The sequence below is a fragment of the Flavobacterium orientale genome, from assembly GCF_014638005.1.
Taxonomy (GTDB): Bacteria; Bacteroidota; Bacteroidia; order Flavobacteriales; family Flavobacteriaceae; genus Flavobacterium; species Flavobacterium orientale.
The window spans coordinates 564612-589890 of the sequence record NZ_BMFG01000001.1; the positions used below are offsets into that span (position 1 = coordinate 564612).

The 25279-nt window shown below is 39.0% G+C and carries 16 protein-coding genes and 1 tRNA gene; 9 read left to right on the plus strand and 8 right to left on the minus strand.

The features are described 5' to 3' along the window. Positions 1-119 precede the first annotated feature (119 nt). Positions 120-806 (plus strand): OmpW/AlkL family protein, encoded by a 687-nt coding sequence (locus IEV15_RS02410; protein WP_188360898.1) that lies wholly within the window; start codon positions 120-122, stop codon positions 804-806. A gap of 77 nt (positions 807-883) precedes the next feature. Here IEV15_RS02410 and IEV15_RS02415 read toward each other — a convergent pair whose 3' ends face one another. Further along, positions 884-1372: a phosphoglycerate mutase family protein gene (locus IEV15_RS02415; protein WP_188360899.1), complete on the minus strand. Its 489-nt coding sequence runs from the start codon at positions 1370-1372 to the stop codon at positions 884-886. A 103-nt stretch (positions 1373-1475) separates the two neighbouring features. On the opposite strand from IEV15_RS02415, the gene IEV15_RS02420 reads away from it, so the two are divergent. Beyond that, a tRNA-Pro gene (locus IEV15_RS02420) sits at positions 1476-1549 on the plus strand. Positions 1550-2152: 603 nt separating this feature from the next. Beyond that, positions 2153-2359, plus strand: a complete 207-nt coding sequence (locus IEV15_RS02425) for a hypothetical protein (protein ID WP_229734075.1) — start codon at positions 2153-2155, stop codon at positions 2357-2359. Between the two features lie 103 nt (positions 2360-2462). On the opposite strand, the gene IEV15_RS02430 is transcribed toward IEV15_RS02425, so the two are convergent. The 3 genes from IEV15_RS02430 to clpB all read right to left on the minus strand — a co-directional run bounded on the left by IEV15_RS02430 (position 2463) and on the right by clpB (position 6904). Continuing rightward, positions 2463-3644 (minus strand): DUF255 domain-containing protein, encoded by a 1182-nt coding sequence (locus IEV15_RS02430; RefSeq protein WP_188360901.1) that lies wholly within the window; start codon positions 3642-3644, stop codon positions 2463-2465. A 93-nt stretch (positions 3645-3737) separates the two neighbouring features. Then, positions 3738-4151 (minus strand): energy transducer TonB, encoded by a 414-nt coding sequence (locus IEV15_RS02435; protein WP_188360902.1) that lies wholly within the window; start codon positions 4149-4151, stop codon positions 3738-3740. Positions 4152-4300: 149 nt separating this feature from the next. After that, positions 4301-6904, minus strand: coding sequence for an ATP-dependent chaperone ClpB (clpB, locus tag IEV15_RS02440; RefSeq protein WP_188360903.1), 2604 nt, complete (start codon positions 6902-6904; stop codon positions 4301-4303). A gap of 164 nt (positions 6905-7068) precedes the next feature. Between clpB and ytxJ the strand changes: the two genes are divergently transcribed. Next, positions 7069-7458 (plus strand): bacillithiol system redox-active protein YtxJ, encoded by a 390-nt coding sequence (gene ytxJ / locus IEV15_RS02445; RefSeq protein WP_188360904.1) that lies wholly within the window; start codon positions 7069-7071, stop codon positions 7456-7458. 206 nt (positions 7459-7664) lie between these two features. On the opposite strand, the gene IEV15_RS02450 is transcribed toward ytxJ, so the two are convergent. Together IEV15_RS02450 and fahA are read right to left on the minus strand one after the other, a co-directional pair. Beyond that, positions 7665-8846, minus strand: coding sequence for a hypothetical protein (locus IEV15_RS02450; protein WP_188360905.1), 1182 nt, complete (start codon positions 8844-8846; stop codon positions 7665-7667). An 89-nt stretch (positions 8847-8935) separates the two neighbouring features. Then, positions 8936-10219: a fumarylacetoacetase gene (gene fahA, locus IEV15_RS02455; protein WP_188360906.1), complete on the minus strand. Its 1284-nt coding sequence runs from the start codon at positions 10217-10219 to the stop codon at positions 8936-8938. Positions 10220-10328: 109 nt separating this feature from the next. On the opposite strand from fahA, the gene glyA reads away from it, so the two are divergent. From glyA to IEV15_RS02480, 5 genes are all read left to right on the plus strand, one after another. Then, on the plus strand, positions 10329-11603 hold the full coding sequence (gene glyA / locus IEV15_RS02460) for a serine hydroxymethyltransferase (protein WP_188360907.1): 1275 nt from the start codon (positions 10329-10331) through the stop codon (positions 11601-11603). A 119-nt stretch (positions 11604-11722) separates the two neighbouring features. Next, positions 11723-13942, plus strand: coding sequence for a LysM peptidoglycan-binding domain-containing protein (locus IEV15_RS02465; protein ID WP_229734076.1), 2220 nt, complete (start codon positions 11723-11725; stop codon positions 13940-13942). A gap of 17 nt (positions 13943-13959) precedes the next feature. Then, positions 13960-20796 carry a T9SS type B sorting domain-containing protein gene (locus IEV15_RS02470; RefSeq protein ID WP_188360909.1) on the plus strand — a complete coding sequence of 2279 codons (6837 nt, stop codon included), beginning with the start codon at positions 13960-13962 and terminating at the stop codon, positions 20794-20796. A 5-nt stretch (positions 20797-20801) separates the two neighbouring features. Continuing rightward, positions 20802-21746 (plus strand): PorP/SprF family type IX secretion system membrane protein, encoded by a 945-nt coding sequence (locus IEV15_RS02475; RefSeq protein WP_188360910.1) that lies wholly within the window; start codon positions 20802-20804, stop codon positions 21744-21746. A gap of 9 nt (positions 21747-21755) precedes the next feature. Next, positions 21756-23630 carry an OmpA family protein gene (locus tag IEV15_RS02480; protein ID WP_188360911.1) on the plus strand — a complete coding sequence of 625 codons (1875 nt, stop codon included), beginning with the start codon at positions 21756-21758 and terminating at the stop codon, positions 23628-23630. A 238-nt stretch (positions 23631-23868) separates the two neighbouring features. Here the strand turns inward: IEV15_RS02480 and IEV15_RS02485 are convergent, their stop codons facing one another. Further along, complete coding sequence (locus IEV15_RS02485; RefSeq protein WP_188360929.1) at positions 23869-24441, minus strand: pentapeptide repeat-containing protein; 573 nt, start codon at positions 24439-24441, stop codon at positions 23869-23871. A gap of 146 nt (positions 24442-24587) precedes the next feature. Then, a partial coding sequence (locus IEV15_RS02490) for a carboxypeptidase-like regulatory domain-containing protein (protein ID WP_188360912.1) occupies positions 24588-25279 on the minus strand: 692 nt, incomplete at its 5' end.

Genomic DNA, 25279 nt, shown 5'->3' on the forward strand with positions numbered 1-25279 from the left:
CAAAATTTTCTAAATCGTATAATTAATTACAATGGAAATAAATTTTGGTCAATGATTTTTATCAGTTATTAGATTTTTTTATGAATTTATTTTTGAACTGTAATTTTAATAAACATAAAATGAAAAAATTAGTTTTCGCATTATTTGCATCGTTAGTAGTAATGACTAATCTTGTTCAAGCACAAGAAGAAACAAACGAAAATGATTTCAAAAGATGGCAAGTCCGACTGAGAGGTATTGGAGTAGTTCCAAATGAAAAAGCCACTATTGGGGGTATTGGAGGTGATGTTTCCATTTCAAATGCATTGGTTCCCGAATTAGATTTTACTTATTTCTTTACTAAAAACTTTGCAGCCGAATTGATTCTGGGGACTACTAAACACGACGTTCATACCGTAGGTTCTGATATTTCTGCAATCGGTGGTCCAACAAGTTTTGATGTTGATTTAGGAAGTGTGATGCTTCTGCCTCCAACAGTAACAGCTCAATATCACTTTTTTCCTTTACGAGATAAAAGTTTCAAACCTTATGTTGGAGCAGGGGTGAATTACACCATTTTTTATAATGTGAAAGAGGGAGATGTTGTTAAAGGAATAGCATATGATAACGCAATTGGATTTGCAGCTCAATTTGGATTTGATGTCATGTTTGACGATACATTTTTTGTAAATTTTGACGTAAAACGATTATTTTTAAAAACAGATGTTTCAGTTGATGCTACAAACTTAGCTGAGGGTTTAGTTATTCCGGCTGAAGTTGAAATAAATCCATGGATTATTGGTTTAGGGTTTGGAATGAAATTTTAAGTAGTTATTGGTTAGTTACTTTTATTCTAAATTGTAAAGGTTGACATTGAAGGATGTCAACCTTTTTTATTTGATTACTACTTGGGTTTGGTCAACTGGTGATGAACTTTATTGTCGGATATTGAAATTGTATAAAGATTTCCAAATTCATTTTCATCAATTTGCTCATAAATTTCTTCACCCAAAAAATCATTAATATGTTTTGGAATCGTATTGCTATGACCCACAATTAAAATTGTTTTCCCGGGGTGTTTTGCTGCAATTTCTTTTAAAGAAAAAGTTGCGGGTTGATAAAATTGAATTTCTTTATTTTTTGTCGAAGCAACAGATGAAATTGTTTGTTGTGTTCGAATGGTTAAAGTGGTATAAAAAATTTCTAAAGGTATTTTTTCAAAATAGTTTGCCCAACGTAAAGCTCTTTCAATACCTTGTTCAGATAATTCCGGATTTTTAGAAGTATCTGCTTTTTCAGCATGGCGAATGAGGTAGATGGTGGTGCTTTGAGTTTCTTGTGATCGGATGTAAAAGGAAGTCAAGACAAGCGTTAGAAATAGTACTCTTTTCATAGTCCAATTTTTAATAAATTTAAGTAATTAGTTTAAAAGTGAAAAAATCTCACGCATATTTTTTGTGATAACTATTCAAACAATTACATTTGCACCCACTTCTCGGGATGTAGAGCAGCCTGGTAGCTTACTAGCATGGGGTGCTAGGGGTCGCTGGTTCGAATCCAGTCATCCCGACAGTAAAATCCCTTGAGCTTTGCTCAAGGGATTTTTTTATATCTAAAGATTTAGAAAGCTTGCTTTCTAAATCTTTAGATATAAAAAAATCCAAAAACTTTTGAAAAAAGTTTTATGGATTTTACTAGCATCAAACCCCCGCTCTGGATCATGAAATAATCCAGTCATCAGAACTAAAGCAAAATACTTTTGAAAAAAGTTTTATGGATTTTACTAGCATCAAACCCCCTCTCTGGATCATGAAATAATCCAATCATTGAACAAAGCACAAAACTTTTGAAAAAAGTTTTAAGATTTTACCAGCATCAAAACCTTTTCCGAACCATTAAACAAGGCAAGCCATCCAAACTTTTAAATTTTTACGGGAGATTTACATGGTTTTTTGTAAGTTTTTAATGTATGATTACTCATTTTTTAATAATAAATCAAAAAAAAGTTACTAAAAATTATGATAATTAAATTATTTTGTTAATTTTATCTCGCCCTTAAATCTATTATTAACTTAAATCTTAACCTATGGCTATTTGCTACGAATCCGTAGACAAGGACAAACTCACGTCCCTTGTGTTCCCTAAGTCTGATGTTTTGTGTAAAAAAGAAGCTATGCAACAACGTATAGCCGAATTAAAACTGGCGTTGTCTTTTGGAAATTTAGATTATTTCAAAATTAAAATTTATTTTGCCGATAACAAGTCTAAGAAGGTTGTAGAGGCAAATGTATGTGGAGTAACCGATGAACGCGTTATTCTCAACCACGGAATTGGAATTCCAATTAACCGTATTTACAGAACATTCAAATTTTACAATTAAGTTGTAAACGTTTCATTTTTTTAAATTGAAACCTTTAAAACTAAAGTAATTTTTAGTTTGTTTATTGTTTGAGAGCACCTGTTTATAGTTAAGCAGGTGCTTTTTACATTTCGTTTATAGGTGTGGCATCCAGATTGTGCTTCTCATAAAAGAGTAACGCCTTCGCTTTTAAGTCTGACGCTTTTTTTGAATCATTTATTTTAGTATAATAAACAATTTCCTGATAGAAAATATCGGCTTGCAAAGCAACTTCCTCAACGGATTTTGAAAATGTATCCAACTCCAATTTCACAAGATCCAGTTCCTTTTTATCCATGAATAGTTTCATAAAAAAATCGGTGATATACAATGAAGCATACTTGTTGGATTTTTCAGCGGTAAGCATTTCCTCAAAAAAACGCAATGCCTCTTTGGTGTTTCCCTCACGATATAAAGCGGTGGCTTCGGTTTCCCATAAAAAGTCATTCGGGTTGTTGCTTAAACCTAAAGTCAAAATCATTTCTTTGGCTTTGGAAATCTGTGCAAGTGACCACGATTTTTTTTCATCACCTCTGAGGGAATGCAATAAAATGCGTTCCAATTGTTCTGATTCAGTTCCGGCTTTAGCACCTTTTTCAAATCCTTTAAGATTAGCTCTGTTGTCATACCAATAAATATAAAACCCATTAGTGATGGAAAACACAGCATTTTTTAGAATTAAATAACTCTGTTGTGTTCCCAAATTTTCTTTTGGATAAACGGCATACAAGGCTGTTGAAATTTCGTTTTGTAATTTGTCATTTTGATACAATTGAACCAAATCTGCATAAGCATATAGTGTTCGAATGCTTCTGTCGCCACTTTGATATTTTTCATGTAAACTTCCCGTTCTTGCAGTTGGGTTTAAAGCGGTTTTTCCAATGCCAATCAAATAAGCAACTTCTGCTTTAGCACCGGAATAATGAACAAAATTTTTATCGGTATCAAAAAAAAGGAAAAAAGGAACACCTTGAAACTTTAATCCTGTGCTATTCATAAACTCTAAATCAGCTCCTTGTAATCCACCATTAGTGTTGATTTTATAATTGATAAAATTGGAATTATAGAATTTAGCCATTTCCGGATTGGAAAATAAAGGTTCAATGCTTTTGCAAATGGTGCAATCAGAATTGTAATATTCTATGAAAACAAGTTTGTTTTCTTTTTTGGCTTTTTCAAAAGCAATTTGGAGCGTTTCTTCAAATTGAACATTTTGACAGGAAACAAATTGAAAAACAAACAGAAAAAGGAATTTAAAAGTTCTCAAAACAAGTAATTTAGTTAAGGCTAAATTACCATTTTTAGATTTTTTACAGAAATCAGACGTGGTTTTTTAATTTAAATTTAACCTTAAACAATCTCAAATTCGATTGATTTTAATGGGTAAAATGTACTGACATCGAACCTGAACGTTGTTTTTCACAGCTGGATACCAAGGCTCATCAAATTTATCCAAAACCCTCAGAGCTTCTTTGCTGTAAAATTCAGGCACTTCATTAACCACTTTTATATCACTTATAGAGCCATCGATTTCTACGATAAAACTACAAATGATTTCAGAAACGGCTATGTTTTCTTTTGGATATTTGAAATTCCTGGATAGAAAGCGATTCATAGCATTATCGCCATACATCAACTTAGGAGTGATATCAACGTCACTTTCCAAATACACTTTTTCACCGGAAACTGTATGATTTAATTTTTTAGTATAAACAACTTCCGACTGTGCTAAGCCAGAAAAAGAAAGGAATAAAGCGAAAATGACTAATTTCATAGCGATGCGATTTGAAGTATAAAACTCTATTTATTACATAAAAGTATAAAACCAATTTGAATTTTTAATGGAACGACAATAAAAAACACCAACCCGTTTCCAAGTTGATGTTTTCAAACTAACCAATTAATCTATCTATTTAAAACGAGTTATGATACTAATTCACTTTGATTTCTAAAAACCAATTCGTTATTAAAACTATCAAGCAAAATGATGCTGTCAGTTTTTACGGTTCCGCTCAAAATTTCTTTTGATAATTTGTTTAATACTTCGCGTTGAATAACTCGTTTCACCGGTCTTGCTCCGAATTGTGGGTCATAGCCTTTCTTAGCTAAATAATCAATGGCTTCCGGAGTGGCATCCATCGTGATGTTTTGTTGTGCCAACATTTTGGTCACACTTTTTAACTGCAAGCCAACAATTTCTCGAATATTGGCATTGGATAATGGCGTGAACATGACGATTTCATCAATACGATTGATAAATTCGGGACGAACAGTTTGTTTTAATAAACCTAATACTTCCACTTTGGCGGCTTCGGTTGCGGCTTCAATTCCGCCCGATAAATTTTCAAACTTCTCTTGAATAATATGACTTCCCATATTGGAGGTCATAATAATAATAGTGTTTTTGAAATCGGCTACACGTCCTTTATTATCGGTTAGTCTTCCTTCATCCAATACTTGTAAAAGGATGTTGAAGGTGTCGGGATGAGCTTTTTCAATTTCGTCCAATAAAACAACTGAGTAGGGTTTGCGTCTAACAGCTTCTGTCAACTGACCGCCTTCGTCATAACCCACATATCCCGGAGGAGCACCTACTAATCTACTTACGGCGTGACGTTCTTGGTATTCGCTCATATCGATTCGGGTCATCGCGTTTTCGTCGTCAAATAAGTATTCGGCTAACGCTTTGGCTAATTCAGTTTTTCCGACTCCGGTTGTTCCTAAGAAAAGAAATGTTCCGATAGGTTTTTTCATATCTTGTAATCCGGCACGACTTCTGCGAACAGCATCACTAATGGCTTCAATCGCTTCTTCCTGACCCACGACACGGTGGTGTAATTCGTCTTCTAATTTTAATAATTTATCGCGTTCGCCTTGTAGCATTTTGGTCACGGGAACGCCGGTCCATTTGGCTACAACTTCAGCAATGTCTTCTCGGGTTACTTCTTCTTTAATCAATGAAGTTCCCGATTGATTTTCTTGCAATTGAATTTGCAATTTGTCCAAACGTTCTTGTGCTTCTTTGATTTTTCCGTAACGGATCTCGGCTACTTTTCCGTAATCGCCTTCGCGTTCGGCACGTTCGGCTTCTAACTTGAAGTTTTCAATTTCAATTTTGACGTTTTGGATGTTATCAACTACTTCTTTTTCGGATTTCCATTTGGCAAAAATCTCGTTGCGTTCTTCTTTTAAATTGGCTAATTCTAAACCTAAAATTTTTAATTTCGATTCATCATTTTCGCGTTTGATTGCTTCAATTTCGATTTCCAATTGCATTATTTTACGATCCAAAACATCTAATTCTTCGGGTTTTGAATTGATTTCCATTCGAAGTTTCGAAGCGGCTTCATCCATTAAATCAATCGCTTTGTCCGGCAAAAATCGATTGGAAATGTAGCGTTGCGATAATTCTACGGCAGCAATAATCGCTTCGTCTTTGATTCGCACTTTATGATGCGTTTCATATTTTTCTTTGATGCCTCGTAAAATCGAAATCGCACTTTCTGTATCCGGTTCATCCACCATAATTTTCTGGAAACGTCGTTCTAGAGCTTTGTCTTTTTCAAAATATTTTTGGTATTCGTCTAAAGTCGTGGCACCAATCGCACGCAATTCGCCACGAGCCAAAGCAGGTTTTAGAATATTGGCGGCATCCATCGCACCTTCGCCACCTCCTGCACCAACTAAAGTATGAATTTCATCAATGAATAACACAATATCGCCTTCGGCAGCAATGACTTCTTTGACAACGGATTTCAAGCGTTCTTCAAATTCACCTTTGTATTTTGCACCGGCGATTAACGAACCCATATCTAACGAAAAAACGATTTTGTCTTTTAGGTTTTCGGGTACGTCACCATCTACAATTCGGTGGGCTAAACCTTCGGCAATGGCGGTTTTACCAACACCGGGTTCACCAACCAACATGGGGTTATTTTTGGTTCTTCGGGATAAAATTTGCAATACTCTTCGAATTTCTTCATCACGACCAATTACGGGATCGAGTTTGCCGTTTTTGGCTAATTCGTTGAGGTTTTTGGCGTATTTATTCAAAGCGTTGTAGGTTTCTTCGGCTGAAGCAGAAGTAACTCGTTCACCTTTTCGCAATTCGGAAATGGCGGCTTCCAAACCTTTTTCAGTTACACCTTGGTCTTTTAAAATCTGAGCTACTTTACTTTTCGATTTGAAAATGGCTAAGAGTAAATGTTCAATCGAAACATATTCATCATTCATTTTTTTGGCAATGATGGAAGCTTCGTTTAGCATCGTTCCCGCTTCACGGGAAAGCATAATTTCGCCACCGGAAACTTTTGGAAAACTTTGAATTGTACTATCTAAGATTTGGGAGAACAAGTTGACATTCACATTTATTTTTTTTAAAATAAACGGAGCAACGTTTTCATCTACTTCTAAAATTCCTTTAAAAATATGTTCGTTTTCCAGTTGTTGTTGACCAAAACCTTGTGCAATTTGCTGAGCTTGTTGCAAAGCTTCTTGCGATTTAATGGTTAAATTTTTTAAATTCATTTGTTTTATTTTTATGTTTTTGAGGCAAGTAAATGCCTAGTATTTCGGTATCTTTGTGAAGGTTTAGTCAACTACTATTCCAAACCATAATCTAAGACAAAATGGCTTATTTTTGAGTAAAATCAGCTTTAAAACAAGTCAAAATGTCTTGAAACACGTCAAAAATGAGTTTTTTTACTAATTTATTCGGGAATTCAGAAGAGGGGAAAACATCTAAAGTAGGATGGAGGAAGCTAACCGATTTAGGTCAGCTTAATGAATTAATTGAGTTATCGCATCAACAACCGGTTTTAATATTTAAGCATAGCACACGATGCAGCATAAGCCGTTTTGCGTTGAAAAACTTTGAAAACGAGTATGATTTGTCGGAAGAAGATTTACAACCGTATTTTTTAGACTTATTAGAATACAGAAACATTTCTAACGAAATTGCCAATCGGTTTGAAGTAACGCACCAATCGCCTCAAATCCTTCTAATCAAAGAGGGAAAATGCGTTTATCATGAATCACATGATGGGATTGAAATTGCGAGTTTGAGGCGGTTTATAATTTGAAAACACTAAATTTTCTGAAACTTTGTGTCTTTATTTCTTAGTGGCAAAAGAAAAAAGCAATGTATTCAAAACAATAGTCACTGAATAAATCCGTTCAAATCCAAAAATAGCGAAGCTATTAAAAATCCGTGAACATCCGCGTTTGGCAAAGCCAATCCGTTTCATCCGCGTTCTAATCAGAAAAGTGAAAATTATTAAAAAAAAACTTACCTTCTAATTCTGTTCCTCGAAATAATATCCTTCAACTTCATTTTCAAATCCTCACCCGTATCATAAACCATTTGTTCATTCGTTGGAAATGGTACAGCTCTTCTACCAAAATAAGTAACATATTGTTCGTCAAATGCTCTTCGGTCGCCTCGAACGGTGGCATAAATATGTTCAAAAACAAATTCACTTCCTAAGGGATAGGTGTTCGTCAATTGATTGGTATTGAAATCAATGTAATCTACTTTTGCCACTACTTGACAAGCTTTGAATTGTGTAAATTCATAAGCCGTACCTTTAACCGTGATAAATTTGTCCACTTTTATTGGATTTCCTAAACTATCACGAACAATATTTCCATTAGCATCGACAAGGTTTTTAACACCGTCTTTGATTTGTCGCTCTTTATCAAATTGTTTTTCACGGATTTGTTCCGGTGAAATAGTAATTTCTCTGAAGTTGACAATGATACCAAAATCATAAGGAATGTCTTTAACGCGATTACTGTGATAAACCGTCCATTTGTCGTTCAAACCATAAGTGCTAAAATCCAACAAATCATTTTGCAAACGAACAGGAATTACCATATTCGTTTCATTTTTGGTATAAACATGAACAAAATCAGTTCCTTTGAATTGGGCTTCGTCAATTAGTTTTGTAACATCTTTAAAGCCCGGATTGATTTTATTCAAATAAATCAAATCATCATAAACTTGACGTGATTGCAATTTATTGGCATTCTTTAATAGATTTTTTGAATTGGTATACAAGTAATTGGATAAAGCATTTTTGCTGTCAATTATTTCAGTAGAATAATCGTCAAAAGGAAAAATAGCGTTTTTGTTTTCTTTTAAAAATCGCAAGGGTAACAAGGGTCGAATTTTCTCTTGACGATTGTTCAATTGAACATAGGTTTTAAAAATGTTTTCCAAATTAGCAGGATTAGCATCTTTAGACCACATTTCAATATTTCTCAAGTCACGCTCTTTTACTTTTGCGAAAGCTTCTTCAAGAATATACACATAATCTTGCTTGCCTTTTGCATTTTTATTTCCTCTCAAGCTATTAATTGCGATGTCAATGGCTTGATCATAATTGCCTGAATTTAAAGCATTGGTTGATTGTTTTACACCGCAGGAAACAATAGTTACCGCTAAAAATAAAAGTAAAATTCTTTTCATATAAAAAGTTGAAATTAGACCTACCAAATATATAAAACTACTTCAAATAATAAGCCAAAAAAAAATCCGGATATACCGGATTTTAAATTTTATTTTCTAACGAAAGCTGGGAGGAGTTTACTGGACACCTCACCAAAACCAATTCGAATTTGACTGTTTTGACAATATCCTTTCATGATAACAGTGTCGTTGTCGTTGATAAACTTACGCTCACTACCATCGTTTAGTGTAATCGGGTTTTTTCCACCCCAAGTTAATTCTAGCATGGAACCAAAACTATCAGGAGTTGGACCGGAAATGGTACCACTACCCATCATATCGCCTGAATTTACTTTGCAGCCATTCGAAGTATGATGTGCCAATTGCTGAGCCATGGACCAATACATATATTTAAAGTTGGACTTGCTCACTAACGTAGGTTCTTTTTTATCAGGGGCAATGAACACTTCCAAATGGATATCATATGCATGTTTTCCTTTCTGCTGTAAATAGGGAAGTGGTGCCGGTTCTTGTTTCGGGCTTTTCGTTCTGAAAGGCTCCAAAGCATCCATAGTCACAATCCAAGGTGAAATGGAAGAGGCAAAATTCTTAGCTAAAAAAGGACCAAGCGGAACATATTCCCATTTTTGAATGTCTCTGGCACTCCAGTCATTCAACAAAACCATTCCGAAAATATAATCTTCTGCTTCCGCAACAGGAATGTTTTCTCCCATGATGTTGGCATCGGTTGTAATGAAAGCCGTTTCTAATTCAAAATCTACTAATCGCGACGGACCAAAAACAGGTTGCGTATCGCCATTCGGCAACGTTTGTCCCATTGGACGATGAACAGGAATTCCCGAAGGAACTATACTCGAACTTCTTCCGTGATAACCTACCGGTATATGAAGCCAGTTGGGTAATAACGCATTTTCAGGATCTCGAAACATTTTGCCTACATTAGTAGCATGCTCTTTACTGGAATAAAAATCGGTGTAATCTCCAATTAAAACAGGTAACTGCATCTCAACTTCATGGATGTTGAATATAATGATATCACGATGTTTTTCATTATCTCGCAATATCGGATTGGTAGCATCAAAAATATCTGCAATTCTGTTTCGTACCAAACGCCATGTTTTTTTTCCGTCAGAAATAAAATCATTTAGCGTGTCTTGCATGAACATATCGTCAGTTAATTCAATACCATTAAAATAATTTAACTGCTGCATGGCACCTAAATCGATCGCACAATCGCCAATTCGAGTGCCAATCGTAATGATGTCATCTTTGGTCAAAAATACGCCAAACGGAATGTTTTGAATAGGGAAGTCACTGGTAGCAGGGACATTAATCCATGATTTTCTGTTGGGGTCGTTGGCTGTTATAGGCATTTTTTTTGTTGATTTAGTGTTGAAAAATTAGTAATCAAATATATTATTAAGTATTAATTTAACAAACGATTTTCGTAATTTTGAGCTCAATTTAACGAAATATTATCAAATGCAACGCGACGAACAAATTTTTGAGCTTATTTTAGATGAGCAAGACAGACAAATTCACGGATTAGAATTGATTGCATCAGAGAACTTTGTGAGCGATCAAGTAATGGAAGCAGCGGGTTCGGTGCTTACAAATAAATATGCGGAAGGCTATCCCGGCAAACGTTATTATGGCGGTTGCGAAGTAGTGGATCAAGTGGAACAAATAGCAATTGATAGAGCTAAAGCTTTGTTTGGAGCTGCTTATGCAAATGTGCAACCGCATTCAGGCTCTCAAGCAAATACCGCCGTTTTCTTTGCCTGTTTAAAACCGGGGGATAAAATTCTAGGATTTGACTTGTCTCATGGTGGACACCTGACTCACGGTTCTCCTGTAAACTTTTCAGGTAGATTATATAATCCTGTTTTTTATGGGGTTGAACAAGAAACCGGACTTTTAAATTATGATAAGATTCAAGAGATTGCAATAAAGGAAATGCCAAAAATGATTATCGCAGGAGCTTCTGCTTATTCTCGTGATATGGATTTCAAGCGTTTCAGAGAAATTGCTGACAGTGTTGGAGCTATTTTATTGGCTGATATTTCACATCCTGCTGGTTTAATTGCAAAAGGACTTTTGAATGATCCGGTGCCGCATTGTCATATTATTACAACTACAACACATAAAACATTACGTGGTCCGCGTGGCGGAATGATTTTAATGGGTACTGATTTTGAAAATCCATTCGGAATAAAAACACCAAAAGGGGAAATCAGAATGATGTCATCATTACTAGATGCGGCTGTTTTTCCTGGAAATCAAGGGGGGCCGTTAGAACATATCATTGCCGCAAAAGCAGTTGCTTTTGGAGAAGCACTTTCAGATGAGTTTTTTACGTATTCACTTCAAGTGCAAAAAAATGCGAAAGCAATGGCAGCCGCTTTTGTCAAAAGAGGATACAATATTATTTCAGGTGGAACGGATAATCATATGATGTTAATCGATTTGCGAAATAAAAACATCACAGGAAAAGAAGCTGAAAATGCTTTAGTAAAAGCGGAAATTACCGTGAATAAAAATATGGTTCCTTTTGATGATAAGTCACCTTTTGTAACTTCAGGTATACGTGTGGGAACTCCGGCAATTACCACAAGAGGTCTTGTTGAAGAAGATATGGAGACAATAGTTGACCTCATTGATACTGTAATTATTAACCATACGAATGAGGAAATAATTGAGCAAGTGGCTGATTCTGTTAATGAAATGATGAGTGAGCGACCAATTTTTGTGTATTAAAAATTGTTAATAACATCTTAGAATTTGACCTTCAGATGAAAATTTCTTCTGAAGGTTTTTTTTATATTTATGATTAAAATTGGTAGGTTTTTATTTATCAAAATCAAAGTCATTCAAATATGAAGTATCGATTACTGTTATTTTTTCTTTTCATAGCTTGTATGATAAATCTTTTCGCTCAGGAAGATTATGTCAAACATAAAGTTGTTAAAGGAGAAACAGTTACACAAATCGCACTACAATACAAAGTAACGCCAAATGATTTATATGAACTTAATCCTAAGTTAAGAGAAGGTATTTTTGAGAATGAAATTGTTTTAATACCCAAGTCAAAAGTAAAACCCATAAGCCAACCAATCCAAAAGCCTGATGTGACAACTACAGGTCAACCATCATCAAATGTGATCCTGCATACAGTACAACCTAAAGAAACAAAATACGGACTATCCAAACGTTATGGGGTTTCCATTGAAGAGTTAGAACGACAAAATCCACACATTGTATCCGGATTATTAATCAACCATCGTTTAGAAATAAAAGGCGGTCGTGATAGTGGTGGGGGTGCTCAAAAGATAACTAATACGGCATCACCCATTCCGAACAAAGTGATTACCTATGTAGTGCAACCGAAAGAAACCTTGTATGGTATCTCAAGAAGATATGGTATTACAGTGGAACAATTGGTGGCTGCCAACAAATCAGTTACTTCCGATTTAATCAAAATAGGACAAACACTAACTATTCCGGTTTATAGTGAAACCGGTACAGCACAAAATACGTCCATTCAAACGGATGCTGCTGTTCATATCGTAGAGAAGGGTGAAACTAAGTATGGACTTTCAAAACGTTATGGAACAACTATTGAAGAATTAGAAAGAAAAAATCCACATATCGTGGCCATGTTGCAAATAGGTCATAGGGTTGAGGTGGGTACTGCTGCTTTTTCAACGCCAACTGCGATTCCAACACAAGAAAAAGCTACTGCAACAACACCGATAGAAGAAAAAATAATTCCGGAGACCAAAGTAGCGGAAGTGGTGACTCCGCAACCGGTCGAAACGGAGGGTGGTTTTATAAACTATGAAGTGCAACCCAAAGAAACAATGTATGGACTGTCGAGAATGGCCGGTATATCGCAAGAAAAACTACTGGAATTAAACCCGCAGTTGGCGGATGGAGTAAAAATGGGCATGACCATCAAGTTACCGGCAACGGCTCCAATCGCTTCTACTCAAAGTAAACCGGTGACTGCTACACCGGCAATAACGGGTTTATTGGCATCACTTAATAAAGTAGAAAAAAAGGAAATTGCAGTTTTAGTACCCTTGGAGGAAGAAAAATTAAATTATGTAATGGGAAATCCAAAAGGGAGTAGTGCGGTTTCAGATGCCGAGTCTAGGTCATATAGCGATTTCTATTATGGAGCTAAATTCGCTATTGATTCGATTAAAAAAATGGGCGTTCAAGTGGATCCGAAATTTTATGCAGTCAACCAATCCAATGCTTTAACAATAGCTAAAAATAATAATCTGGAGGCCGTCTCACTGGTGATTTATCCTGTGGAAGAGGCGAGTGTGGATAAAATAGAAGAATACTTGAGTAAAAACAACGTCCCCTTAGTAAGTTTTACGAAAGTCAATAATACCAAAAGACCATCAAACAGTTATGTCGTAATACCGCAGGAGTTGCAAATCAAACTAGCCGTTTTGAATCATATTGCGGCTTTAAATGGAACTATGATTGTGGTTACCGACCCGGATGTAAATTCAGAATGGATAGCTGCCGATTTTCCCAAAGCAGTTTTCGTTAATGCAGACAGCAAAGGAATATTGGATGTGGAATCGCTGAAAAAGGTTTTAGTAAAAAATACTAAAAATTATATTCTGATGAATACGGATAAAACCGGAATTATTTTGGATGCTACCACACTGTTAATGAAAGAGTCTACAAATTATGACATACAGTTGGCCCTGCTAAATGAGTTAGAAATGCTACAGGAAGAAAGCTTGTCCGAAATGCGTTTCAGGGTTTTAAAAATGATTTATCCATCCGTTAAAAAATTGGATAATAGCAGCCGTAACAACGCATTTGCCAATCAATTTAAAAAAGAGTACAACATCATGCCTTCTCCCCAAGTGATAAAAGGATTTGATGTGACTTTTGATGCATTGGTAAGGGTTTTTCAAAATAAAAATTTTGAAGCTACCGCAAAAGACAATGAAACACAACAAGTAATGTATCGGTTTAAATACAATAAAAATACCAATGGTGGTTACTCCAATTTGGGAGTTTACTTATATCAATTTGATGCTGAAACAAACGTAAAACCTGTCAATTGAGTAGTAAAACGACAACAATGATTTATACTATAAAAATAAATTACAACGTGTTCATATTTCATAAAAAAACAGTTTTTGGTTTTTTGATGCAACTTTTTTTTCTTTTTGCTCTGGTAGAAAGTACAAAGGCTCAATGTCCAACGGTTTCGAATACAAACCAATCATTTTGTGACATTGAATCGCCAACAATTTCAAGTTTGCAAGCTATTGATAATGGAGGGGGCGTTGCTTGGTTTGCAACAGCAACAGCAACAACACCCCTATCACCCGGTGCCGGATTGGTGAACGGGCAAAGCTATTTTGCAGACAATAGTGCAGGTGATTGCGGCACCCGAACTCAGGTTTTTGTTACCATTTTTTCAGCTCCTTTTGGTCAAAGTTTTCAAGGAGATTGTGTAGATGACCCGAATGATGCCACACTGGCAAGCTTAATTGTAATTGGAAATAACATACAATGGTATAATGTGCCGTCTGGAGGTACCCCTCTTCCAATTTCAACAGTTTTAGTGCCCAACACAATTTATTACGCCAGTCAAACCAATCCAAATACTGGCTGTGAAACGTCAAGACGTTCCGTTTTTGTGAGTGTGGGTGTAGTACCTCTTCCTGTTGGAAATAGCACTCAGTTTTTTTGTAATAATCCTTCGAATCCGGCAACAGTTGGTGATTTGATAGTAAGTGGTAATAATAATTGGTATGCTACTAGTACGTCAGCTCTTCCTTTACCGTTGAGTACACCTCTAGTAAACGGCCAAAGTTATTTTGCTACAACTGTTGACCCACCATGCGAAAGTATCGATCGTTTGGAGGTTATTGCAGTAATTCAACCATTAAATAATGCGGGGACTTCCGGTAATTATCAAATTTGCGACAGCGAAATTCCTAATGCTAATTTGATAAACCTTTTTGATTATTTGGGCGGTTCTCCCGGACAAAACGGAAGTTGGTCAGGGCCATTTACAACATCAAATGGATACCTTGGAACCCTGGATACCGCTCAACTTAGTTTGTTAGCAAGTCCTTTTGTTTTTACATATACGGAAACGACTTCAGTTTCGTGTGTTCCTGATACGGCTACGGTTACTGTGACAGTTAATCCAATTGGTTATGCGGGTACTGATGGTAGTATTGATTTATGTACCACATCTACTTCAATAGATTTATTCACCTTACTTGGAAATAATCCCGATACTGGCGGAACATGGTCTCCGGCTTTAGCGAGTGGTACAGGACTTTTCAATCCTGCTGTAGATGCAGGGGGTGTTTATACGTATACCGTACCAGGAATCGCACCTTGTCCCAACGCAACAGCCAATGTAACAGTTGCCTTAAACCCACAACCTATTGCAGGAACAAATGGCACAGCAAATTTGTGCAACACAAGTCCTTCAGTTGATTTGATTACATTTTTAGGAGGCACTCCTCAAACTGGAGGAACATGGTCACCGGCACTAGCAAGTGGTACAGGTATTTTTAACCCTGCCGTTGACCCAGCAGGTGTTTATACTTATACCGTTATCGGAACTCCTCCATGTGAGAATGAAACAGCTACCGTTATCGTAACAATCAATCCGGAACCCAATGCAGGTACAGACGGAAGTGTTGATTTATGTATTACTTCCACACCGGTAGATTTGTTTACTTTATTAGGAAACAACCCAGACACAAATGGAACGTGGTCTCCGGCTTTAGCGAGTGGTACAGGACTTTTCAATCCTGCAGTAGATGCAGGGGGTGTTTATACGTATACCGTACCCGGAATCGCACCTTGTCCCAACGCAACAGCCAATGTAACAGTGGCTCTAAACCCACAACCTATTGCAGGAACAAATGGCACAGCAAACTTGTGCAACACAAGTCCTTCAGTTGATTTGTTTACATTTTTAGGAGGCACTCCTCAAACTGGAGGAACATGGTCGCCGGCACTAGCAAGTGGTACTAGCATTTTCAACCCTGCCGTTGATCCCGCAGGTGTGTACACCTATACAGTTGTCGGAACCCCACCGTGTCAGAATGAAACAGCTACCGTTACCGTAACAATCAATCCGGAACCCAATGCAGGTACAGACGGAAGTGTTGATTTATGTGTTACTTCCACACCGGTAGATTTGTTTACTTTATTAGGAAACAACCCAGACACAAATGGAACGTGGTCTCCGGCTTTAGCGAGTGGTACAGGACTTTTCAATCCTGCAGTAGATGCAGGGGGTGTTTATACGTATACCGTACCCGGAATCGCACCTTGTCCCAACGCAACAGCCAATGTAACAGTGGCTCTAAACCCACAACCTATTGCAGGAACAAATGGCACAGCAAACTTGTGCAACACAAGTCCTTCAGTTGATTTGTTTACATTTTTAGGAGGCACTCCTCAAACTGGAGGAACATGGTCGCCGGCACTAGCAAGTGGTACTAGCATTTTCAACCCTGCCGTTGATCCCGCAGGTGTGTACACCTATACAGTTGTCGGAACCCCACCGTGTCAGAATGAAACAGCTACCGTTACCGTAACAATCAATCCGGAACCGAATGCAGGTACAGATGGAAGTGTTGATTTATGTTTTACTTCCACACCGGTTGATTTGTTTACTTTACTTGGAAACAACCCCGATACAAATGGAACATGGTCACCAGCCTTAGCAAGTGGCACAGGCCTATTCAATCCTGCTGTTGATCCCGCAGGTGTTTATACCTATACCGTACTCGGAATCGCACCTTGTCCCAACGCAACAGCTAATGTAACAGTTGCCTTAAACCCACAACCCATTGCAGGAACGAGCGGTACAGCGAATCTGTGTGCTACTAGTCCCTCAGTTGATTTATTCACGTATCTTGGTGGAAGTCCTCAAACAGGAGGCACATGGTCACCGGCACTAGCAAGTGGTACCGGTATTTTCAACCCTGCCGTTGACCCCGCAGGTGTGTACACCTATACCGTTATCGGAACTCCTCCATGTGAAAACGAAACCGCTACAGTTACTGTAATCCTAAGCCCTGAACCCAATGCAGGTTCAGATGGAAGCGTTGATTTATGTGTTACCTCTACACCGGTTGATTTATTTACTTTACTTGGAAACAACCCCGATACAGGCGGAACATGGTCTCCGGCTTTAGCGAGTGGTACAGGCCTTTTCAATCCTGCCGTTGATCCCGCCGGAGTTTATACCTATACCGTTACCGGAATTGCACCTTGTCCCAACACAACAGCTAATGTAACAGTTGCCCTAAACCCACAACCTATTGCAGGAACTAGCGGCACAGCGAATTTGTGCAACACAAGTCCTTCAGTTGATTTATTCACATATCTAGGTGGCACTCCTCAAACTGGAGGTACATGGTCGCCGGCACTAGCAAGTGGTACAGGCATTTTTAACCCTACTGTTGACCCCGCAGGCGTATACACCTATACCGTTGTCGGAACTCCTCCATGTGAAAACGAAACCGCTACAGTTACTGTAATCCTAAGCCCTGAACCCAATGCAGGTTCAGATGGAAGCGTTGATTTATGTGTTACCTCTACACCGGTTGATTTATTTACTTTACTTGGAAACAACCCCGATACAGGCGGAACATGGTCTCCGGCTTTAGCGAGTGGTACAGGCCTTTTCAATCCTGCCGTTGATCCCGCCGGAGTTTATACCTATACCGTTACCGGAATTGCACCTTGTCCCAACGCAACAGCCAATGTAACAGTGGCTCTAAACCCACAACCTATTGCAGGTACGAGCGGTACAGCGAATTTGTGCAACACAAGTCCTTCAGTTGATTTATTCACATATCTAGGTGGCACTCCTCAAACAGGAGGCACATGGTCACCGGCACTAGCAAGTGGTACAGGCATTTTTAACCCTGCCGTTGACGCTGCAGGTGTGTATACTTATACCGTCATCGGAACACCTCCATGTGAAAACGAAACCGCTACAGTTACTGTAATCCTAAGCCCTGAACCCAATGCAGGTACAGATGGAAGCGTTGATTTATGTGTTACTTCTACACCGGTAGATTTATTCACTTTACTTGGAAACAACCCCGATGCAAATGGAACATGGTCTCCTGCTTTAGCAAGTGGTACAGGCGTATTCAATCCCGCAATAGATCCCGCTGGAGTTTATACCTATACCGTTACCGGAATTGCACCTTGTCCCAACGCAACGGCAAATGTAACAGTGGCCTTAAACCCACAACCTATTGCAGGAACTAGCGGCACAGCGAATTTGTGCAACACAAGTCCTTCAGTTGATTTATTCACATATCTAGGTGGCACTCCTCAAACTGGAGGTACATGGTCGCCGGCACTAACAAGTGGTACTGGCATTTTCAACCCTGCCGTTGACCCCGCAGGTGTGTACACCTATACAGTTGTCGGAACCCCACCGTGTCAGAATGAAACAGCTACAGTTACCGTAACAATCAATCCGGAACCCAATGCAGGTACAGACGGAAGTGTTGATTTATGTGTTACTTCCACACCGGTGGATTTATTTACTTTACTTGGAAATAATCCCGATACAAACGGAACATGGTCTCCTGCTTTAGCGAGTGGTACAGGCGTATTCAATCCCGTAATAGATCCCGCAGGTGTTTATACCTATACCGTACTCGGAATCGCACCTTGTCCCAACGCAACAGCTAATGTAACAGTTGCCTTAAACCCACAACCCATTGCAGGAACGAGCGGAACAGCGAATCTGTGTGCTACTAGTCCCTCAGTTGATTTATTCACGTATCTTGGTGGAAGTCCTCAAACAGGAGGTACATGGTCACCGGCACTAGCAAGTGGTACAGGCATTTTTAACCCTGCCGTTGACCCCGCAGGTGTGTATACTTATACCGTTATCGGAACACCACCATGTGAGAATGAAACCGCTACAGTTACTGTAATCCTAAGCCCTGAACCGAATGCAGGTACAGATGGAAGCGTTGATTTATGTGTTACTTCTACACCGGTAGATTTATTCTCTTTATTAGGAAACAACCCCGATACAAATGGAACATGGTCACCGGCTTTAGCAAGTGGTACAGGTGTATTCAATCCCGCAATAGATCCCGCTGGAGTTTATACCTATACCGTTACGGGAATCGCACCTTGTCCCAATGCAACGGCAACAGTTACTGTTTCCAATTCACAAGCACCAAATGCCGGTTTGTTTACAGGGGCACAGGATGTTTGTAGCTCTAACGCCGCTTTTGATTTGTTTACTTTGTTAGATGGTACGCAACAATCAGGTGGGGTTTGGACCGCATTTGACACATCAGTGGTTTCCAATATTTTTAATGCTACGATTAATCCGATCGGCACTTATACTTTTACATACACCGTAACAAATGCTTGCGGTTCTGATGATGAAACCGTTCAATTTACAATAATTCAAAGCCCACAACTGACAGTAGATGATATTGATTTTACTTCTCCTATTTGTCAGGACCTCCCCCTCGTACTTACACTATTTAATTTGCCGAACGGAACATACCAACTATCTTACATACTATCGGGAGCGAATACGAGTGCGGAAACCTTTGTTGCTTTTACAGTTACTGATGGTGAAGCTACAATTGAAATTCCCGCAACCGCCATTCCAAATGCAGGAAGTACACAACTTACAGTAGTGTCCATTCAAAATACAGCCACCACGTGTACTACCCTGTTAAGTGATGTGGTGCTAACCTTCGAAATCTTACCCAAACCGGAAATTGAAAATGCCAATATAGTGGTAGCCGATAGTTGTATCGGTTCAGATGTGGTAGTTCAAATTACAGGTGCAGTCAATTTACCTAATGGTGACTATGAGTTTTTATACAACATCCCCAACGCAATTCCAAACATTGGAACATCGGGAACAGTTACTATAACCGACGGTGCAGGGCAATTTGTGATTCCGGCAGCAAACATTCCAAATCCTGGGGTTTATGCTATTTTGATATATAACATAGTGAGTCAAGTGAATTCGTGTACGAATCTAAATGAAGATGCAACCGTTTCCTTTGAAGTATTTCCGTTACCGTCCGTTGTAGATGCAAATGTAGCCATAGGATATGCGTGTCTTTCCAATGGGGGATTAGTGAACATCACGAATGCTAGCAACCTGAGTGACGGTGATTATTCGCTGACCTATGCCTTATCAGGTGCAGTGACGCTTTCAAATACCATTACCGTTTCGTTTGTTGGAGGCAACGCCAGTTTTACCTTGCCAACCAATGAAATAAATACTGCCGGTGATTATGTGTTAACCATTACCACCATTAATTCCAATACAGCAACAATATGTGGTTTGTCAGGAAATAGTTTTCCACCTGTTGCATTCACAGTGACTAGCGTGCCAACACCTGAACTAATTGAAGGAGGTAATGCTTTTTGTGAAGATCAAAATCCTACCGTGTTTAGTTTGACCTCAAATGTAATTGGAGTGGAACTTATCGTTTGGTATGATCAGCCGATAAACGGAACAGCTCTGGACAACAGTACACCTTTAAGTAATGGAGCAACGTATTATGGAGCAGTGGTTGCTGCTTCAGGTTGTGAAAGCGATGTCCGTTTGGAAGTAACCGTACAAATCACCGATTGTTCAGATATCATTATTCCGGATGGGTTTTCACCAAATGGAGATGGGATCAACGATTTCTTCGTGATTAAAAACATCAGAACTTTATATCCTAATTTCTCCATTGAGTTTTATAACCGTTACGGAACCGTTTTATACAAAGGGAACAATTCAAAACCGGATTGGGATGGTTTTGCAGAAAGTGGTTTACAACTTGCCGGCTCAAAAGTTCCGGTTGGGGTGTACTTCTTTATTTTAAATTTTAATGATGGTTTGCGTAAACCTATTCAAGGACGCCTTTATTTAAGTAGGTAAACGATATGACAAAGAATAAGAGACATATTTTTCTATCCGTTTTGTGCAGCTTCTTCTTTTGGAATGGCTGGGCCCAACAAGATCCGCAGTTTACACAATACATGTACAACATGAGTGTAATCAATCCTGCCTATGCAACGGCCGACCCGGATGTAATTAATTTTGGAGGGCTGTATCGGGCACAATGGGTGGGTGCTGAAGGTGGACCAACAACAGGTACTTTCTTTACACATATTCCTTTAACTAAAAAAGTGGAAGTGGGGGCATCTTTAATACACGACCAAATTGGTGATGTGGTGAAAGAAACCAACATCTTTATGGATTTTGCTTACGTCATTGATTTGAATGCTTCCAATAAATTATCCTTTGGTATAAAAGGGGGTGTGACACTTTTTAGCACTGATTTCAACGGATTTGTGTATTCGGACGATTTACCCGATCCGGCTTTTGGGAACAACTTGAGTAAGGTGTTTCCAAACGTGGGTGTTGGGGCTTTTTATTTTGGAGAGAACTATTACCTGGGGCTTTCCAGTCCCAATTTATTGTCAACGAAACATTTGGAAAGACAAGAAGGGATTGTGACCACAGGAGTAGAAGCAATCCATTATTTCTTCACAGGAGGGTATGTGTTTAACCTGAATGACAACCTAAAATTCAAACCGGCTTTTATGGCGAAAACGGCTTCGGGGGCACCGACTTCTATTGATCTAACAACCAATTTCCTGATTAATGAGGTGTTTGAGATTGGTGCAGGATACCGCTTTGACGACTCCGTGAGTGGCTTGGTGAACTTTAGAGTGGCAGAAGGTGTACGTATTGGATATGCCTATGATTATACGGTTTCTAATTTGGGAAGATTCAACTCAGGGTCACATGAAATTATGTTCCTGTTTGATTTGAATCGAAATAAAAACAAAAAAGGATATGATAAATCACCACGATTTTTCTAACGAGTTATTATGAAGAAATGTAATGTATATAGCGTTTTTATTCTCCTGACAAGTTGCTTTGTCTTTGGACAAAAACCGTCATTGAAGAAAGCGGATGAATTGTTTGCACAGAAATCCTATGTGGAAGCGGCAGCGATGTATGAAGACTTGAAACAAGACAAACATACCTTGCAGAATTTGGGCGACTGCTATTTCTTTAATTCAGAAATGGCTTCGGCGGCTAAAGCCTATGGGAATTTGTTTTTCAGTCACAAAGACAGTATTCCATCCGAATATTATTTTAGATACATGCATGCTTTAAAAGCAACGGAGGATTACGACAAAGCCGATGCCCTCATGTCGAAACACATGAAGTATACCATCGATACTAAGAAGTTTAAAGAACACCTGAACAATATCGTGCCTTATAATTATGAAATCAAACCGGTAACGCGAAGTACCTCCACAGGAGATTTCGGTTTGTCGTTCTATGGGGAGAAAGTGGTTTTTGCGTCGTTGCGAAATCAAAAGAATCCAACATATGCATGGAACCAAAAACCGTACTTGGACTTGTTTGAAGGAACGGTTTCTAAGGAGGGTGTTTTAGAAAACGTGGTACCTTTTTCCGATAAGATCAATACGAAGACGCACGAAAGTTCTGCGGTGTTTACCTATGACGGATTGGTGATGTATTTCAGCAGAACGAATGAAAAGCGGGTGGAGGTGAATGGCGAAATGGTGGCTCATGTGAAATTGTACCGAGCAGATTTTATAGAAAACGAATGGACTAACGTTACCGAACTGCCTTTTTCGAGTGATTCATTCTCAACGATGCATCCGGCTTTGAGTGCGGATGAAACGAAGTTGTATTTTTCAAGTGACAGACCCGGTTCCTTGGGGTCGTTTGACATTTATGAAGTGACGATTAACGAAGACGGAACGTACACCGAACCGGTTAATTTAGGGAACACCATCAATACGATACATCGGGAGCAGTTTCCGTTTGTGGGGCAAGATGGTACGCTTTACTTTGCTTCGGATGGGCATCAGGGATTGGGTGGTTTGGATATTTTTATGTCGAAGTCGTATAATGAGGTGTTTGCTAAACCGATTAACTTGGGCGAAACCATCAACAGTGGAATGGATGACTTTTCGTTTGTGGTGAAGGAGGACGTGAACATTGGTTATTTGGCTTCTAACCGAAAGGGAACGGATAATTTATATGCCTTTGTGCGAACGGAGAACGAACGAAAGTTTACCGTCGAAGGGGAAGTGCGAGATAAAAACTCCAAAGCGTTGTTGCCGGGAACGATTGTGTCGTTGTATGATGAAAATGACCAATTGATTGGACAATTAGTGGTGGGGGAGAATGCCGATTATACGTTTAACTCCGAACCGAATAAACGATATAGAATAGAAGCTGAACGTGACTTCTATGCTTCCAAAACGGATTATATTGAAACGTTAGACGATGGGCGAGTGCGGTTTACAATTGAATTAGAAATCGAATCGTATGATGATGCGGAGGAAATTATCATTACCAAAGACGATGGTTTGGTGTACATTCAGTTGGAAAACATTTACTTTGATTTGAATAAATGGGATATCAAAACACAAGCGGCTTCCACGTTGGATGTGCTGGTGGATATCATGAAAAAATACCCAAGAATGGAAGTGGAGTTGGGAGCTCACACGGATTCGCGGGCTTCGGATGCTTATAATTTGAGGTTGTCGCAGAATCGAGCTACGGCTACGTTGGAGTATTTAGTGGCCAACGGTATCAGTAGAAGCCGTATGCGTTCTAAAGGGTATGGTGAACGTGTGCCTTTGATTCCTTGTGGGGATAATTGTAACGAAGAGCAACATGCCATCAACCGACGCGTGGAATTTATTATCTTGAAATAAGAGAACAATAAAATGGCTCTATGTGGTCAAAGAAAGAACCAACAAAAACATAAACCACATAGATACATAGGAAAAAAGAACATAGAACCAATTCTTGGTTTCTCATAGCTTATGTGATACTAAAAATGAGCGAAGCGTCTACTCCGTCTCAAAAACCTATGTCTCTATGTGGTTAAAAACATACTATTCAAACTTTTACACAACTTATCCAACATAAATCCGTGCATTCGTGGCAACCTTATTTAACCACCAAATCATATTTTTCCAATAACCCTTTGAGGCCTTGAGAAGAGAAAATGGCTTTCTTGAGCTTGTTCTTTTCAGGGTCGATGGTGTAATTGTGGCTGCTGTAGAAATCGGCTTTTTGTAGGTTGGTGTCTACGAATACGGCACGGCGTAAATTGCAGTTGTCAAACAGGGCTTCGGTGAGGTCGGTGTTCATAAAGTCGACGGCTACCATGCTGCAGTTGATGAACTGCATCTTCTTGAGTTTTAGGTTGTAGAATTGAGCGTAATCCAATAGGCAATCGGTGAAGTTGAAGCTGTAAATGACTTGGTCGGTCATGGCGAAGTTTACGGCGGTAAAGTCACATTGTATGAAGGAGACGTCGCGGAGGGAGACATAATTGATTTTGGTTTCCTTGAAATTGCAATCGTGGAAGGTGCATTCCACGAACATCACTCCCGTAAAGTCACAGTGGGTGAAGTCGCAGTTTTTGAAGGTGCACAATTCAAATTCTTTATAGCGTAGTGCGTCCGGTTCGAAGACTTGGTTGTTGAAGTGGGTTTCGTAGAGGTAATCGGAAGGCATAGGTTGGGCTTTGTTGTTATTTTGACGTGCAAGATACAACTTATCCTTTTTTGTGTGGGGATATTTAACCGGGGTTACCTATAAAAAATAGACTTTGTTTACCGGACCATCGACTTCGTCTCTGATTTTTATGTTTTTGATTCGTGTTATGAGGCCATACGCATTGGGATTCCCGGTGGGAGCTTGGTGGTGATGTCGGTGCGTTGGTTGGCGGTGATGGCGACTTTGATGGTTTGGGTTTGGTGACTGGGGTGTTGGATGGTGACTTTGTAGACTCCGGGTGGGATGGTTTTGATTTCGAAACGGCCCAGGTGGGTTGTTTTTGTGGTTTTTCGGAGGGTGTTTATGGTGATGACTGCGTTGTGAATTGGCATGCCTTCTTCGTTGGTGATTTGACCGCGAAGGGCTATTTTTCGGTAGCTTGGGGTGATTAACTTGCGGCAACCGGTGTAGGTTTCATAGAATTCAGGGTGTGATGTTTGGAGCATCTTTACGTAGATGTCCATTGCTTTTAGTTTGGTGGCACACAGGGCGATGCTTTCGGCGAGGGCTCGGGTGCTCATGCGTTTGTTGACTATGGCGGAGCGGGTTTTGGGTTGCCACTTTAGGAATTTCTTTATGGCGGCTTGGAATGTGGTTAGGTCTTGTTGGGTTACTCCATAGGGGGCTAGGTTTTGGAGGTGTTCTTGGGCTTGGTCGTGGACGTGTTGGCAATAGTCGATGCAGCTGCCGTCTCTTAGTTTGATGATGGCGTTGCGTTTGTGTTTGACGGCTTGGAATAGTTGTAAATCATGGGTGTTTAGGGCGTAGGCTTGCAGGCGTGCGGAGATGTTGACGC

Excerpts from the sequence above, each read along its gene's own strand:
- IEV15_RS02410 (WP_188360898.1), top strand. The coding sequence starts at position 120 with ATGAAAAAATTAGTTTTCGCATTATTTGCATCGTTAGTAGTAATGACT.
- IEV15_RS02415 (WP_188360899.1), bottom strand. The coding sequence starts at position 1,372 with ATGAAAAGAGTACTATTTCTAACGCTTGTCTTGACTTCCTTTTACATC.
- IEV15_RS02425 (WP_229734075.1), top strand. The coding sequence starts at position 2,153 with ATGCAACAACGTATAGCCGAATTAAAACTGGCGTTGTCTTTTGGAAAT.
- IEV15_RS02435 (WP_188360902.1), bottom strand. The coding sequence starts at position 4,151 with ATGAAATTAGTCATTTTCGCTTTATTCCTTTCTTTTTCTGGCTTAGCA.
- clpB (WP_188360903.1), bottom strand. The coding sequence starts at position 6,904 with ATGAATTTAAAAAATTTAACCATTAAATCGCAAGAAGCTTTGCAACAA.
- ytxJ (WP_188360904.1), top strand. The coding sequence starts at position 7,069 with ATGAGTTTTTTTACTAATTTATTCGGGAATTCAGAAGAGGGGAAAACA.
- IEV15_RS02450 (WP_188360905.1), bottom strand. The coding sequence starts at position 8,846 with ATGAAAAGAATTTTACTTTTATTTTTAGCGGTAACTATTGTTTCCTGC.
- fahA (WP_188360906.1), bottom strand. The coding sequence starts at position 10,219 with ATGCCTATAACAGCCAACGACCCCAACAGAAAATCATGGATTAATGTC.
- glyA (WP_188360907.1), top strand. The coding sequence starts at position 10,329 with ATGCAACGCGACGAACAAATTTTTGAGCTTATTTTAGATGAGCAAGAC.
- IEV15_RS02465 (WP_229734076.1), top strand. The coding sequence starts at position 11,723 with ATGAAGTATCGATTACTGTTATTTTTTCTTTTCATAGCTTGTATGATA.
- IEV15_RS02470 (WP_188360909.1), top strand. The coding sequence starts at position 13,960 with ATGATTTATACTATAAAAATAAATTACAACGTGTTCATATTTCATAAA.
- IEV15_RS02475 (WP_188360910.1), top strand. The coding sequence starts at position 20,802 with ATGACAAAGAATAAGAGACATATTTTTCTATCCGTTTTGTGCAGCTTC.
- IEV15_RS02480 (WP_188360911.1), top strand. The coding sequence starts at position 21,756 with ATGAAGAAATGTAATGTATATAGCGTTTTTATTCTCCTGACAAGTTGC.
- IEV15_RS02485 (WP_188360929.1), bottom strand. The coding sequence starts at position 24,441 with ATGCCTTCCGATTACCTCTACGAAACCCACTTCAACAACCAAGTCTTC.